Source organism: Metabacillus kandeliae, from assembly GCF_021166585.1.
GTDB classification, from domain to species: Bacteria; Bacillota; Bacilli; order Bacillales; family Bacillaceae; genus Metabacillus_B; species Metabacillus_B kandeliae.
In genome coordinates this window covers 146,663-160,907 of sequence record NZ_JAJOZE010000003.1, presented here as the reverse complement: position 1 = coordinate 160,907, position 14,245 = coordinate 146,663, and the positions used below count along the sequence as shown (strand labels likewise).

Below are 14,245 nucleotides of genomic sequence, written 5' to 3'. Positions count from 1 at the left end.
GGGGATATTTATGCTGGAAGCGGTATTGTTAATTGCGATTGGGGTTTTAACTGCGGTGATGGCGAACTTGGGGATCGCTGTCTTCAATGATGGGATAAGGCCGATTGTGCCTGAGAATCTGGAAGGCCGCATGAGCCGGAAGGAATTAGGGGTAACGGCGTTTGCGATGAGCTTTGGACTGGTGATCGGATTTGGGATTCCAATATCCATTTCAGGGAGCATATTGCTGATACACAGCATCCTTCTTGGAACTGATATTATCGGGCTTGCCTTTAAACGGGGCAAATTCTCTACTGTCATTGCCGGGGCACTTGGCGGATTATACGGGGCAGGCATTTATTTTGGTCTGCAGGCAGTAGTAAATGCGTTTAAAATGCTCCCGCTGAACTTTATTGACGGATTTAATAAAATCGGTGAGCCGGTTGTTGTTTCGTTCATGGTATTCCCAGCGATCGCGATCGCTCTTCAATTCACTTTGAAAAAGGGAATTCTTGCGTTTGTGGTGGCTGCTCTTGCAAGACAGCTGATTGTTTTCGTTAATACAGAAAAGCTGCTTTCCATTAATGGTTCTCCTCTTGTTCTGAGCCCGGAAGGTATCGCTTTGATTGTCGGCATGGTGTTTTTAATTGCTTTTGCCATGAGGGAAAAATCGGAGGAACAAAATCTGTCAACACTCGCTACGCTCTTTACGGACAGGGTCCTGAAGATTAAAAAATATGCTTGGGTGCTTATGATCAGCGGAGCGCTGATTGCGGCAGCTACACATTTGCTGTTGATTGCCGGTGATCCGATCTCATTAAGTCTATTGGCAAAAGGGAAGGTGGCCGAGGGCGGATTTGCAGCTTTAGCTAAGGCGATTGGATTTGTCCCGCTGATTGCCAGCACGGCCATTGCAACAGGCGTATATGGCCCGGTTGGTTTTACCTTCGTTTTTGCCGCTGGTCTTTTTTCGCCAAATATCGTTGTTGCCATTATTGCCGGCGCCATTATTATTTTCCTTGAGATTCAGCTGCTGACACAGCTCGCAAAGCTTCTGGACCGTTATCCTGGAATCAGGGCATCTGGAGAAAACATCCGGACAGCAATGACACGCGTTCTGGAGGTGGCACTGTTAGTCGGGGGAGCGAATGCTGCTAATGCCATTGTCCCAGGGCTTGGTTTCTTCGGGATTGCGGGATTCTATTTATTAAATGAAGCAGCAGGGCGTCCGATCGTTCGTATGGCAGTCGGGCCGATTGGGGCTATAGCAGTCGGAATATTGGGAAATATCTTGGTTTTATTAGGGCTTTATACGCCGCCGCAATAAAGGAGTGGAAGTATGTACATCCAAACTGTGAACGGAAGAATCAATCCGGAGGAGATGGGGATCTGCGCTTGCCATGAACACTTATATGTGGATTTAAGCAGGATTAAAGGAAACCGGGATACATGCCTTCAGGATACAGAAGCCGTCATAAAAGATTTAACAGGTTTTGCCGCTTGCGGAGGTCAGGCTGTTATTGAAATGACGAATAGCGGTATGGGAAGGGATGTTAAGAAGCTGAAGGAAATCAGCAGCAGAACAGGACTTCATATTATTGCAGCAACAGGCTGCTATAAGGATCCCTTTATTCCGGATGAAAAAAATTTCTGGAAGCGGGAGCAGTTTGCTGAATGGATGATCAGTGAAATTCAGGATGGGATAGAAGGGACTGGGATTAAACCGGGGGTCATTGGAGAAATTGGCTCAAGCCTCAATGAATTTAAAGAAATTGAAATCGAGCTATTCTATGGGGCAATTGCGGCAGCAAAAGAAACGGGGCTTCCGCTCTCCACCCATACAACGCTTGGAACTCATGCCTTGCAGCAAGTGAATTTATTTTCAAAGGAAAATCTCCCTTTAGAGCAAGTCATTATTGGGCATCAGGACTTGAATGAGAGGGACGAAATCGTATTAGAAGTTCTCAAATCAGGGGCATTTGTGGCGCTTGATACTGTTGGGAAGGAGAATTACCGCAGCGATCAGGATCGCCTCACATCGCTTCTGAAGTTTTTGGAAAACGGCTATGAAAATCAAATTCTCTTATCCACCGATTTGACGAGAAAGTCTCATTTAAAGCAGAACGGAGGACAGGGATACGATTATGTGCTGCGCTCTTTTATTCCAAAGCTGAAAGATGCAGGGGTAACAGAAGAGACGGTGGAAAAACTGCTTGTTAAAAATCCGAAAAGAGCATTCAGCATCAAAAGAAGGGTGACGGCAGATTATGAGATATGAAGCATCTATTTTACCTGAAAGAACATTAGACGAAGCAAAAGATCTTCAGTTTTCATTAGTGAATGAAATAACAAAGGAATTTCAGGAGAACGAATTTTTTCACACAGGAGATGTTGGACTTCATCCGGCAAATAAGCGTCCTTTAATGACTGCCCGGGTAGAGAATGTTCTCGCCGCTGCTTTTCATGGGGAGGCATGTGCACTTGTAAGAGGAAGCGGAACTGGAGCCATTCGCTTGATCTTGAGTATTCTCGCGGAACCAGGAGATTACTGTATCGTTCATACGGCACCGATGTACACGACCACTAAGGAAACGTTCAGACTGATGGGGCTGGAGAAGGAGACTGCTGATTTTAATGATAAAGAGGCTTTACGGAAAAAGCTGAAGGAGAATCAGCATTCAAAGGTATTTTATGTCCAGCATGCCCGGCAGCAGCCCACAGATACCTATGATTTAAAAGAGGTCATTCAGCTTGTGAAAGAGTGCCGTCCTGATCTGCCGATTGTTGTGGATGATAATTACTGTGCGATGAAGATGAAGGGAATCGGGATTGAGTATGGGGCGGATTATTCGACATTCTCCGGCTTTAAGCTAATGGGGCCGGAAGGAATCGGAATTGTGATTGGAAAAAAGGAAGGCATTGAAAAACTTCATAACCGCAATTATTCAGGCGGAGGGCAGGTGCAGGGCTATGAAGCACATGAATTGCTCCGCAGCATGGTGCTCGCACCTGTTGCCCTTGCCATCCAGAATGAACAAGTAGAAGAATTATGCAATAGGCTGAATGCTGGGGAACTTGACGGAATCAAAGAAGCTTATATGACCAATTCTCAATCAAAAAATGTCATTTTAGAGCTGGAAAAACCGCTGGCAGAATCGGTTATTCAAGTAGCTTCAAAACACGGGGCAGCCACGTACCCGGTTGGAGCCGAATCCCGGTTCGAATTAATTCCGATGATTTACCGGGTATCCGGAAGTTTTCTGGAAAGCCGCCCGGAATTAAAAGAAACCGGACTGCGGATCAATCCAATGAAATCTTCAGCAGAAACAGTACTACGCATTTTGGAGAATTCTTTAAAAGACGCAGCAAAGGGATGACAGACCGATGTTTATTGAAATGATGCAGAAAAGAAATGAGGGATTGATCCGGTCTTCGGTTAAGCTCCACCAAGAAGGAGCTATACCGCCCAATACGTATGTAATAGATGCAGATGCCCTTGAACACAATGTAAATGCCATCAGCATGGAAGCTAAGAGACATGATTTAAATTTGTACTATATGACAAAACAAATTGGACGGAGCGGCTTTGTCGGCAAATTAATTGAAAGAAACGGCATTGAGCAGGCAGTAGCTGTAGATATCGATGAGGCCTATACGCTTTCTGAGGCTGGCTGCAGAATTGGCAACGTGGGTCACATTGTTCAGCCTGGGAAAAACCAATGGGAGAAAGTCCTTCGTTCAGTCAAGCCCGAGGTCGTCACACTCTTTTCCTATGAAAGAGCTAAACAGTTATCGGATGCTGCACAAAAACTTGGAACTGTTCAGAATGTCATCTTAAGAGTGATCAAAAAGGGAGATATGATTTATCCTGGTCAGTTCGGCGGATTTTCGCTTGAAAACCTTGTTCACGAGCTCCCTGTTTTAATGAAGCTCGGTGGAATTCATATTAAGGGTGTCACGAGTTTTCCGGCTCTAAAGATAAACGAGGAAAAAACAGATTATGTTTTCACCTCCAACATGGCTACCCTACAGGCTGCAGCAGCTCTGCTCGAGAATACAGGCATCAGGGCTGAGCATATCAATGCTCCCGGTGCAACGAGCTGCTATACCGCTCAGATGCTAAAGCAAGCTGGCGTTACGCATGGGGAACCTGGACATGCATTAACTGGGACGACACCGCTGCATGCGGTAAATGAACATTTAGCTGAAATTCCGTCCATAGTCTATGTGTCAGAAATTTCTCATCTGGATGATCAATTTGCGTATACGATTGCTGGCGGATTCTATACAAGATCCCAAATGGAAAGTGCTCTCTACGGCTCTTCTGCGAGTGAGATCGTAATACAAAAAACCTCAGTTTCCGGCGTTTCAAATGAGAACATAGATTATTACGGTTCTCTTTTAAGACAGGAAAACATGAAAGCAGGAGATACAGCGATTTATGCCTTTAGGACACAAATATTTGTAACCCGTGCTCATGTAGCCTACATCCGGAAAGCAAATACAAACCAGCCAGAGGTCGTTTATTTTCAGCAAAGGGGACGATAAGGATGGGAAAGCTGACATTGTTCGTATTAGACGGTTTCGGCATCGGGGCTATGGCAGACTGCAAAGAAACGGTCCCTCAGGATGCTGGCGCTCATACGTACCGGCATCTTCAGGAGAAGGTTGCGGTCAAGCTTCCAGTATTAGAGCGGCTTGGATTAGAAAAGCTTGCCGGCGGCAATAGTGTCCCGCAAGCAGCCTATGGGAAAAGCAATCTAGCGCATTACGGGGCTGATACCTTTATGGGCCATCAAGAGCTGATGGGAAGCCGCCCGGGTATTCCTGCCAAACGGCTGATGAAAGACATTGGCACAAAATTAAAAACTGAGCTTCAGGCAGAAGGATATGACGTCCGTTATCCCTTGGAAGGTGCGCCAATCCTATTAGTCGAAGAAGCCGTTGTAGTCGGTGACAACCTTGAATCACAGCTTGGAAATATCATTAATGTCGTCTGTGATTTAAACAAAGTGACCTTCGAGGAAGCTGGCGAGATTGGAAAAGTAGTCAGGAAACATGTGGACACAAGCAGGGTCATTGTATTCGGAAACAAAAAAACAAACATAGACCGCATTCTATCTTCAGTACAGGAAAAGGCACCAGGCCAATGGGGAGTCGACAGCCCCAGTTCAGGCGTTTATGGAGAAGGATACCGCGTGCTTCACCTGGGGTATGGTGTGGAATACGAAAAGCAATTTGCCTACATGGCAGAACAAGCAGGCTATCCGGTTTATCGAATCGGCAAAACAGCGGACGTTATTCAGGCTAATGGCTTCAGCGATCCGGTAGTTGAAACCAAGCAATTACTGGAAACCTATGAAAAACTATACCGATCCAGCGAAAAAGAGGCCACCTTTCTCGTAAACGTCCAAGAAACCGATCTGGCCGGCCATAAAGAAGACAGCAGCTGGTACAAAGAAGTACTTGAGGAAGCGGATCAGTTCTTCGGCTCATTTATTGAAACACTTGATGAAGACGATCTGCTCATTATCACCGCGGACCATGGCAATGACCCAACAATTGGGCACTCTAACCATACCCGGGAGCAGACTCCTATTTTAATAGTAGGAAAGCAAGTAAAACCAAATGATATTGGAACTCGGATGACGATGGCGGACATTGCGGCGACGATGTGCGAGTATAGGGGATTACCGAAGCCTGAGTTTGGGGTTAGTTTTTTGGGGGAGATTTTGGAAGCATAGGGACGGTTCTCGTGCTTCTTTTCTATTGATAGGGATAGGAAGCATGGGGACGGTTCTCATGCTTCTTTTTCATTAATAATGTTATTTATTGGCTTGCTAGAGAAATTGAAAGTTTTAATGCAATATACTCCGAGGAAATCTGCACTTGGTATTTCATTTTTTACTATATAAATGCATAAAAGAGCTGAAAATTATTCAGCCCTTGGTAGCTTTATAGCTCCTGTTCTACTGCTTCTAATAAGGTTTGAACCGGATTATCTAATCATCTAGTAAATCCAAGTAATATTTATCGTCTTCTGCTAGCTTTCTTAAAAATTCTTCAAGAGAAGTCGCAATCTGAATATCATAATAGTAAACTGGGCTTTTATTACTTTCATTCAATCCTAATGACATTAAAGCAGATTCACTGCCTACGAAAAATATTATTTTGTCCTTTTCATATTCCTCATAGATTTCTATGTCTGGATAAAACTCATAATCATTAACTCTTAATCGAAAATCTCTAATTGAGTAAGGATCCATAATGCGATTTATATTAAATTCAGAACCTTTAATAAATCCATATCCAACTTCCGGCTGTTTTATTTCCATTGAACACTTGAACCACTTTTCCACCCGCGACTGCCGGTATATTCATACCCATTGCAGAACCGGGACCCTTTTTGCCTGCAAGATCAATGCCCTTATGCCCGTCCGGATGGAGAGTGTCATTTGCCGCAAATGCAGTAGAAACCCTGAAATTAGACAAATAGTAGCTTGCCGCTTGGGATTGCCCGGCCCCGCCGGGCTCATTAGGGTATACCAGGGAGACTCATGCCATTATTTTTGTAGTAATCAATCTCCGCTTGGCTCATGCCTTGGCTTGCAGCATTGTTCGAGTCATTTTCATACATTCTCCAAGCCATGTCCTCACCAAACTGCTGTTTCGCCCACTCCATATTCGCTTTTTCAGAAGCAGACATATGGTTATAGGTGTATTCTCTCCACTGTTTCTCCTCCGCGTCAGAACGTCTCTGATACTTTTGAGAGGATTCCCATTGTGAATCGCCCACTTTGTCACGACCCTGCTGATAATCAAACATTTTCTGCTGCCAAGCTCGGTCATATTTGGTCTGAGACTCCCATTTCGCATCCGATGCAGCATCACGGCTTCGATCATATTTCGTTTGTGATTCCCACTGAGCATCTGCCGGGGCATCCCTGGTCTTTGTATAGTCAAACTGCGATTTCCATTGCGAATCCCCCACAGCATCCCGTGAGCGTTGATACGCCTGATCTGTTGTGCGGTTATAGGCATCCATCATTGCTTTGGATCTCTCCGCTTCAAGGGCCGCAATCATGGCGTTTTCATCTGCCGGGTTGTTCAGATCAGAGATCCGGCGCTGGAAATCATCCATTGTCTGCTGTTCCTGCAGGTTCAGGTTGTTCAGGGAGGTTTGACGGGTATTGTTCTGCGCTACCTGTGCGGTGACGTTCTCTCCGCTTGCTGTCAGGCCGTTATTAGCCATCATTTCATTGAGCTTCTGTCCGTTCTGCATGTTCACCACATCAGCCTGATTCCTTGCTTGCTGATTCCTTGCTTGCTGATACTGCGGCGCCACTTGTCCCATTTGCTGATTTACCTGTCCGACTGCTTTATCCCTTGCTGCATAATACTGCGCCAGCTGCGCTTGTTTCTGCTGATTAAAATAGTCATCCATATAGGACTTTTGCTTATTCATCAGATCTACTTGAATCTTATTCTGATCAATCTGAGGAGTGGTATTGTAATTCCATTTATTCGCCACATCGTTGTACTGCTTCATTTGAGCAGCCGTAACGCCTGTATTGTTCTGCAGAGCCTGGCTTGTACGGTTTAAAAACCGCATATCCACGGACTTTGTATAGTCGCTATTTGGATTCGCCTGCCGGTATGCGCGCTCTTCTGCAGCATTAGCGAATGATGTTGCGGTTGGGTTGTTGTAAACCATACCACCTGCAGCCTGAGGCTTTGCAGCAGCTACAACAGGTTTGGTTACAACTGCTGTCGGTTCTTTAACGATTGTCGCCATGCTTTCACCCCTTATAAGAAGATGATTCTTTTCGTTTTTGCATCCACTTTGTAGCTTTCATGCTGCTTGAATCGGTCAGCATATGCCCCGAAATCAAGGTCTATATAATCAAATGAGTCCCGGTTTCGCTCTGAAAGGACTGGGAACGAAAAAATGTCCTGCATATCTGTTGTCTGCAAGACATCTCCTTCCATTTCTCCCTTATCCAGAATGACTTCTCCGGTAGTATTGTCGTAATAAATTCGCCTGCCTATTTGCATAGTGCCCTCCTATTCATATGCCACCCATGAATATGACCCAGCAACTGCTACCGAAAGTCTAAATCCATCATTAGTGAAGGAAGGCTGCGTTACATGTCCTAATTCCTGATTACCTAAGTTCACCATCTGAATTCCGCTTCCTAACGGGAAGATTGAATTGTCAATCATACCTGATTGATAATAGTTTGTAGTTTGTGAGGCAGGATTTAATACGGCATAAACCATTTTCGGCCTAAACGAGAGCCCATTTACAATCAGCTTCCGGTCGTTAAAGTTCTCACTTGGATAAGCTACTCCAGTAGCAGATTTCCTCCCGGTGCTCACGCTGCTGATGTTACCTGCCAAAGAATCCAAGCTCTCCGTGCCTATTGCCGACGTACCCTTTGCAGTAAGGTTAGCCGCCACTTTATTCTTCACATTCTGAATCACTGTCTTCAAGTCATCAAAAGAGCCTGTAGCCGATGCGGGGGAGCCAATAACACCCGCTAAATTGGTTTTACCGTTATTGGCATTTGTAAAAAGCTCTTTTAGTACCCCTTCAAGGTCTGCTGCTGTAAATAGGTTAGATGCATCAGCCACCGTGATATTGGATGCTTGCTTTGCTGATGGTGCAAGTTTTACCGCCGTAATCGCATTATCAGGTATTTGCCCCAGCGAAACGTTGTCTATTTGTGTTTTAAGCCACTCAATAAGCCCCTGAAGAGTGTTAGAACTGTTGCCAATCGGTGTTACTCCAATGTTATCCGCGCCACTTTTCCCCTTCTCCGCACCCGATAGCTGATCAATCAAGTGATTAAGTGCTGCCCGCAATTCCTCAGGCGAACTGTCAAAATAAGCCTTTAAATCATTGGAGTTCATGGCGGGCTGATCTTCCAAATCACTTAATTTTCTTGAAAACCCATTCAATTTATCAAACATCTTCTCACTCCTTACTTTACAGCGGACTGCATTTTGTATTTAATACCAACAGAAAGAAGCCCCAAGCTTTCCTCCGGTTCCTCATTGCTGATGACCAGTTGAAAGTGTGTGACTTTCTTCGCTTTGATCTTCGCCATTGTCTCCTGCGGAAATTCACTCGTAACGAAAGAAAAATGGTTGAAGTCGAGATTTTTGAAGTCGAACAGGTTCATCTTTGCTGTTTTGATGATGCCGCTCTCCTTTTTATTGGAGATGTAGCTGAGGTTAGCAGAGGTTTTGCTGTCCGGCTTAATGCTGAAGTACACCTTATCAATCAGCTTCTTCATTTCATGAGCACCGAAGGTCATGTGCTTGGACTTCCAATAGGCTTTAATCGCCTTTCCGTCGTCATTATACGGACGTTGCTCGTCAGGACGCATAAAACGGTGTATAAGGCCGTCTTTGGAACTGCCAAAGTATAAGTTTCCTCGATCTCCAAAAAACAGGAGGCGGGGATATTATCGTAAATAAGCCACTCCTGAACACGGTAATCAAAGAGATACACCTTCTCATTGACCGCTATCCAGTATTTGTTGTCGTAATCAAAGGTGATCGCCTTATCAATGTTCGGTTCTTGTTTCAGCATGCTGTCAATATTCTCAGAAAGATGCAGCACATTGCGCTCATCCCTAACATTTGTTGACTGCAGCATGTAAATGCCCTTTTTCGAAAGCATAACCGGGTTGTTTTCCACGATTTGAATGGAATTAGAAGCAATGGTCCCTACCTGATCGTTTAACGGGATGATCGGGAAGAATGCTTCACCGTCCACCATGGTATATTGCATCTTCCAGAGTGAGTTTTCCTTATGAACGATCAAGGAATCGTACTGTTTAGAGAAGCCGACTACCTTTTCAACGTCCAGTCCGATCTTGTAGAAGCCGTTTTCCGGCCAATACGTCGGATCGTACAGGCCGCTGCGCCATACATAGCTGGGCATATCCGGATTTCCGCTGAAAAACACCCTGGTATCATTGGCGCCGCCGTACAGCACCATGAATTTGCACTTTTTGATCTTGGCAGCACTACCGTCTATCGTCTTATAGGCGGTAATAACGACGTTATTCGTCCCTTTTGATGGCGCGGTCGTGAACGTCACCTTTCCTGCTGCCCGATCCACGGTGAAATCTGTTCCTTCTTTCTTGTCCGTGTTGTCCACTCGGGCTTTTACCTCTGTAGCATCCAGTCCTTTCAGGGATAAGGTAAACTCCTTTGATGTCCCATCGCCTGTAAAGCTGTCCTTGAACCCTGTACCAAGCAGATTAAAATCCTCAAAGGCTGTGCCGCGGCCTGCAGGGTCTTTGGATATGGAGACTGTCGGTATATAAGGCTCTACCGGCTTAACGTCTTTTCCATCAAATACAAGGAACTGCGCCCCATCCATCATGTACATTTTGTCGTTCATCATAAAAAAAGACATCGGGGAATCAGACAGTCCGGTGTACTTCTCGATAGGTCTTACGGCTTCGGTATATAATTCACTTTCCCATGAAAGCAAGTGTGTTCAGCTCCTTTCTTGGAGGCATAACAAAAGAGCCGATGTTAAACACCCGCCCTTTTTTGTGATGAAATTAGCATTTTAACTCGATGAGTGGTTGATCTTAAAACCTAATTAGTTTTAACATTATTGACAAAATCTTTATTTTTGGATAAATATTCTTGGGTCGATACAATATACATAAAAATCAATAATAATCCAAAGCCCCAAGAGATAATTGCAGTTAATAAAGAACCGTCATTGAGAATTATCATTGTGTATACCAGCAGAGCTGAGTATTTATACCTCTCTTCACTGTGCCTAGAAATTGAATCTACAAATTTCAATATGCTAACGAGAATGACTGAGTAAATGACCATGCCTGCAAATCCAATATTATCATAAGCGTCTGCAAGGAACCCTGTGTTCCAGTTAGCTCCAGGGTCAAGTTTTTTGGCTACCATATAAGTTGATAATTCATTATAAGAGGAATTCAACCCAAATATTTTACCGATCATTCCTTCAGAAAAGTACAAGTTTGGATTTTCTGAGAAGAAGTTAAAATGAGTAACACTCATTAATGCAGGTATTACAAGTTGCCTTGTCGGGAATATAGCTATACTCATCAGGTAATCGGTAACTAAATAAAGCCCAACAGCTGATATAGTAACCAGTGTATAGAATTTCGGCACTCCGGTTTCAAAAGTACCTTTTTTGATAAAGTACACACAAACCAAAATGAGTGCTACTGAAAATAATAAAGTTTTTGAACCTGTGCACAAATATAAATAAACCTGCATAGAACTAGCTAAAACAATTTGCAACTTCTTTTTCCGAACAATACTCATCACTAAGCAGAACGGAATCATTAGCTTAGATAGCCAATTAACTAGATACGCCCAAATTCCAGGATAAACAATATCTTCTCTCAGATCATAAACCTTTTCAAAGCTGAACGCCCTGGTATCAATGCTTCCAAATTTCAGAGTGAATAAAATCAAGAAAATTAAACTTATGATAAATACGAAATTCACAAAGTCAATTTTCTTTTTGTTATGCCTCGGCTCACTTACAATAAAATAAGGAACTCTTATCGGTTTCACAAACCTAATTAATACAAACATCAACGAGAAACACAGACTTACATATAGAAAATAAGTGAAACCTAATGATGTTTGCCAAACAAACGAAGACAAAGGTACGTAAGTTGTATAAAACAACAACTGTATTGATAAATATGATGGTTTGTCTTGCCCTTTAGGAATGAGAAACAAAAGAATAAAAAATAAAAAATACGAAATATAAAAATATTCCGTTGTGGGGTTCCAAACCAGTCCGTAGTAACCATAGATCGGAGCAATAAATTTAGCATACACTAGCTCTAAGACAATTTTATAGAAAAATGCCCATAAATACACCTTCAAAAGAACCACCTAATTTAATTTATTTTGAACCAACTTTTATTAATGTATCAAAATATTGGTATTTTTTCTATAAAAACTTAATTAGATGTTAGTTAAAAAGTCATATTAGGGTCGAATCTAGGTATTACACTACTCCCCAATCAAAAGAAACAGTTTATTGACAAATCCCGCAATGTGACCATATGTTGAAGCATGAGAAAATACCTCCATGCCTGCACCTTGCCTAGTTGTGTGCCTGCAGTTTCTCCTTTTCTAAGCGTTTTATTTCGCAACCCAACCGATATTCCCCGTTCCACTCTCTTTTACATAAAGAGTAGTATTTGCTCCCCCATCAGCTCTTAGGTACATACTTCCAATTCTTGCGGAAACTACACTTTCCGGACTACCACTGCCAGAAAAAATACCACGATCATTCCTTGTTCCATCTACTGTGTTAAATCGTAAACCCGATTGAAAATATCCAAATTGGTTAGAGAAGACCTTTCCACTAGCCTTAATGAAAAACCTTTCATTGTTAGAAGTGTCAAGTAGACGAATGTTTTTATAATTATTAGAACCTACGTTACGAATAGTAAACACTCCATCAACGTCACTGGAATAATTTACTTTCTGGCGAGTTTGAGTGAAGTTCTGTGAACCATTGTCTACAATAAGCGAGGTATTGTAATCATCGTACCCTAGGGTGACTGCGTTGAATCTTGAACCAGCAGCAAGCTCTATTACTCCTGTTTGTTCTGCTCGTGCATAAAATATTTGGTTAAATTCTCCGGTTACATAGCAACATTTCGCACCGTTTGTATTACCTCTCTCAAAAGAGGGTGAGTAAAAATGGTTATTATTTTGCTTATACCCGCCGCTGTCATCGATTGTCAAAAGGCAACAATCTGTATCTAAACTGTCTGTTGTATTGAATCTAAATTCTCCACCAAAGAAATTGTTTTCGTTCACCCATCCATTAGTAGAAGATGTTATAAATAATGATTTTTTACCACCATCACTTCTACCGATATAAAAACGGTTATAGGATATTCCTTGATTGTTCTTGGCATTTAATTCAATATTTTTATATGGGGACGGTTCTCATGCTTCTTTTCCATAAATAGTGACATTTTCTTGCTGGTTTAACCAAAAGTCCTCAAAGACTTCTGAAGAAGCTAAGCTCAGATTGTTACCTCCACTTCAAGAAAGTCACATCCAGTAATATCACTCTTTTCAATAATCCCTTTGACTAATTCTGATATAAAAATGGGGATTTCATCGCCTTTTAATTTAAAAATATGCTTACCATTGATTTTATCTTCATTTAAAGCATATCTAGTAATGTCGTAAATCTTTTTATTATCTAATTCAAAAAAACTATATGTGGAGTTTTCCAAATCAATAGCATCAACAACGTTAATTATATTTGCCACTGAGTAGTCATGAATTGAATGCTCATTTTCTTTGTTTACTATGTTTAATGGCAAAAATTGCACTCCACTTTCATCTGTCTCCATTAGAATATTTTTAAACTGAGGAGATACTATGAACCAAGATAAATTATTATGAATGTAATCAGGTATTTGTTTACCTTCCACTGGGTCATAGTAGAAGGTCAGTTCCTTATCCCAATTGTTAATTGTTTTTCCTTCTGATAATTCATATTGCTCCCAACCCAGAGTATTTTCACAAAAACAAAGTACTTCTTCCTCATCCGAATAGTCTTTAAGCAGCTTAAAGTACCTCATTCTTTTATTATCCTTTTCCTATTCTTCAAATAAGCATTGAAAGACTGTAAGCTCTCCTTCCTCAAGTTCTAATGAAATTTCATTAACCTTTAAAGCTAATGTTTCCCCTTGTAAAATTTCCAAGTTATTCTCATTCAATAGGCTTATCAATTGCTTGTAAATCGTTTTGCTCTCTTCTAGAGGAGGATGAGGTAATTCAATTAATTGGACGTTACTTTCAATGTCCTTATACCGAAAGAACTTAATGGCAGCAAAAGGAGCTATGGCAGAAATATAGAGCATTATTCCATCAAGAAAAGAGTGGTTCTTCAGATATTCTGACAACTCATCACTTCCGAGATTGATTTTTGGATAATAGTCAGAACAAATAAATAAGGTAAAGCACTTTGAGTAATTGAAATCGGTAAGATTGTCTATATGGGTGGCCTTCATATTTGTAAGGAGTTTATCCTTCCAATAATCTCTATCAACATAGTTTAATAAGGTGTAGCTATAATCTGGTTTCTGATATAAATCTTGGATAATTTTCAATATGTTTGTTTGCATACATTCCACCTACCTTACTGGATATCCATGAATATTTCCCTTTTTATCAATATGAACTTTAACTCTGGTTTCACCGTTAG

14 protein-coding genes and 1 pseudogene are annotated in these 14,245 nt (G+C 42.1%); 5 read left to right on the top strand and 10 right to left on the bottom strand.

Annotation, left to right across the window (positions count from 1 at the left end; all coding sequences use genetic code 11):
• Positions 1 to 10 precede the first annotated feature (10 nt).
• The 5 genes from LRR81_RS10005 to LRR81_RS09985 are packed head-to-tail and all read left to right on the top strand — an operon-like array spanning position 11 to position 5,723.
• Positions 11 to 1,306: a YhfT family protein gene (locus LRR81_RS10005; RefSeq protein WP_231789222.1), complete on the top strand. Its 1,296-nt coding sequence runs from the start codon at positions 11 to 13 to the stop codon at positions 1,304 to 1,306.
• 12 nt (positions 1,307 to 1,318) lie between these two features.
• On the top strand, positions 1,319 to 2,257 hold the full coding sequence (locus LRR81_RS10000) for a phosphotriesterase family protein (RefSeq protein ID WP_231789221.1): 939 nt from the start codon (positions 1,319 to 1,321) through the stop codon (positions 2,255 to 2,257).
• On the top strand, positions 2,247 to 3,356 hold the full coding sequence (locus LRR81_RS09995) for an aminotransferase class V-fold PLP-dependent enzyme (RefSeq protein WP_231789220.1): 1,110 nt from the start codon (positions 2,247 to 2,249) through the stop codon (positions 3,354 to 3,356). Before LRR81_RS10000 ends, LRR81_RS09995 begins: the two co-directional genes overlap by 11 nt.
• Positions 3,357 to 3,363: 7 nt before the next feature.
• Positions 3,364 to 4,527, top strand: a complete 1,164-nt coding sequence (locus LRR81_RS09990) for an alanine racemase (protein WP_231789219.1) — start codon at positions 3,364 to 3,366, stop codon at positions 4,525 to 4,527.
• A 2-nt stretch (positions 4,528 to 4,529) separates the two neighbouring features.
• Positions 4,530 to 5,723 (top strand): phosphopentomutase, encoded by a 1,194-nt coding sequence (locus tag LRR81_RS09985; RefSeq protein WP_231789218.1) that lies wholly within the window; start codon positions 4,530 to 4,532, stop codon positions 5,721 to 5,723.
• Between the two features lie 258 nt (positions 5,724 to 5,981).
• Here LRR81_RS09985 and LRR81_RS09980 read toward each other — a convergent pair.
• The 10 genes and pseudogenes from LRR81_RS09980 to LRR81_RS09935 all read right to left on the bottom strand — a co-directional run.
• Positions 5,982 to 6,296: pseudogene (locus LRR81_RS09980) on the bottom strand (hypothetical protein); the annotation flags it as partial.
• A 218-nt stretch (positions 6,297 to 6,514) separates the two neighbouring features.
• Entirely contained in the window at positions 6,515 to 7,774 is a 1,260-nt protein-coding gene (locus LRR81_RS09975) for a hypothetical protein (protein ID WP_231789217.1), read from the bottom strand.
• An 11-nt stretch (positions 7,775 to 7,785) separates the two neighbouring features.
• The gene (locus LRR81_RS09970; protein WP_231789216.1) at positions 7,786 to 8,034 is read right to left on the bottom strand and encodes a hypothetical protein; all 249 of its coding nucleotides are present in this window, start codon (positions 8,032 to 8,034) and stop codon (positions 7,786 to 7,788) included.
• Positions 8,035 to 8,043: 9 nt separating this feature from the next.
• Positions 8,044 to 8,952, bottom strand: coding sequence for a hypothetical protein (locus LRR81_RS09965; protein WP_231789215.1), 909 nt, complete (start codon positions 8,950 to 8,952; stop codon positions 8,044 to 8,046).
• Between the two features lie 11 nt (positions 8,953 to 8,963).
• On the bottom strand, positions 8,964 to 9,278 hold the full coding sequence (locus LRR81_RS09960; RefSeq protein ID WP_231789214.1) for a hypothetical protein: 315 nt from the start codon (positions 9,276 to 9,278) through the stop codon (positions 8,964 to 8,966).
• A 17-nt stretch (positions 9,279 to 9,295) separates the two neighbouring features.
• On the bottom strand, positions 9,296 to 10,489 hold the full coding sequence (locus tag LRR81_RS09955; protein WP_231789213.1) for a DUF2460 domain-containing protein: 1,194 nt from the start codon (positions 10,487 to 10,489) through the stop codon (positions 9,296 to 9,298).
• A 110-nt stretch (positions 10,490 to 10,599) separates the two neighbouring features.
• Positions 10,600 to 11,892: an O-antigen polymerase gene (locus LRR81_RS09950; RefSeq protein WP_231789212.1), complete on the bottom strand. Its 1,293-nt coding sequence runs from the start codon at positions 11,890 to 11,892 to the stop codon at positions 10,600 to 10,602.
• Between the two features lie 261 nt (positions 11,893 to 12,153).
• The gene (locus LRR81_RS09945) at positions 12,154 to 12,840 is read right to left on the bottom strand and encodes a hypothetical protein (RefSeq protein ID WP_231789211.1); all 687 of its coding nucleotides are present in this window, start codon (positions 12,838 to 12,840) and stop codon (positions 12,154 to 12,156) included.
• A 212-nt stretch (positions 12,841 to 13,052) separates the two neighbouring features.
• A complete protein-coding gene (locus LRR81_RS09940; protein ID WP_231789210.1) occupies positions 13,053 to 13,619 on the bottom strand; it encodes an imm11 family protein in 567 nt (188 codons plus the stop codon).
• A gap of 18 nt (positions 13,620 to 13,637) precedes the next feature.
• Positions 13,638 to 14,165, bottom strand: coding sequence for a hypothetical protein (locus LRR81_RS09935; RefSeq protein WP_231789209.1), 528 nt, complete (start codon positions 14,163 to 14,165; stop codon positions 13,638 to 13,640).
• Between the last annotated feature and the right edge of the window lie 80 nt (positions 14,166 to 14,245).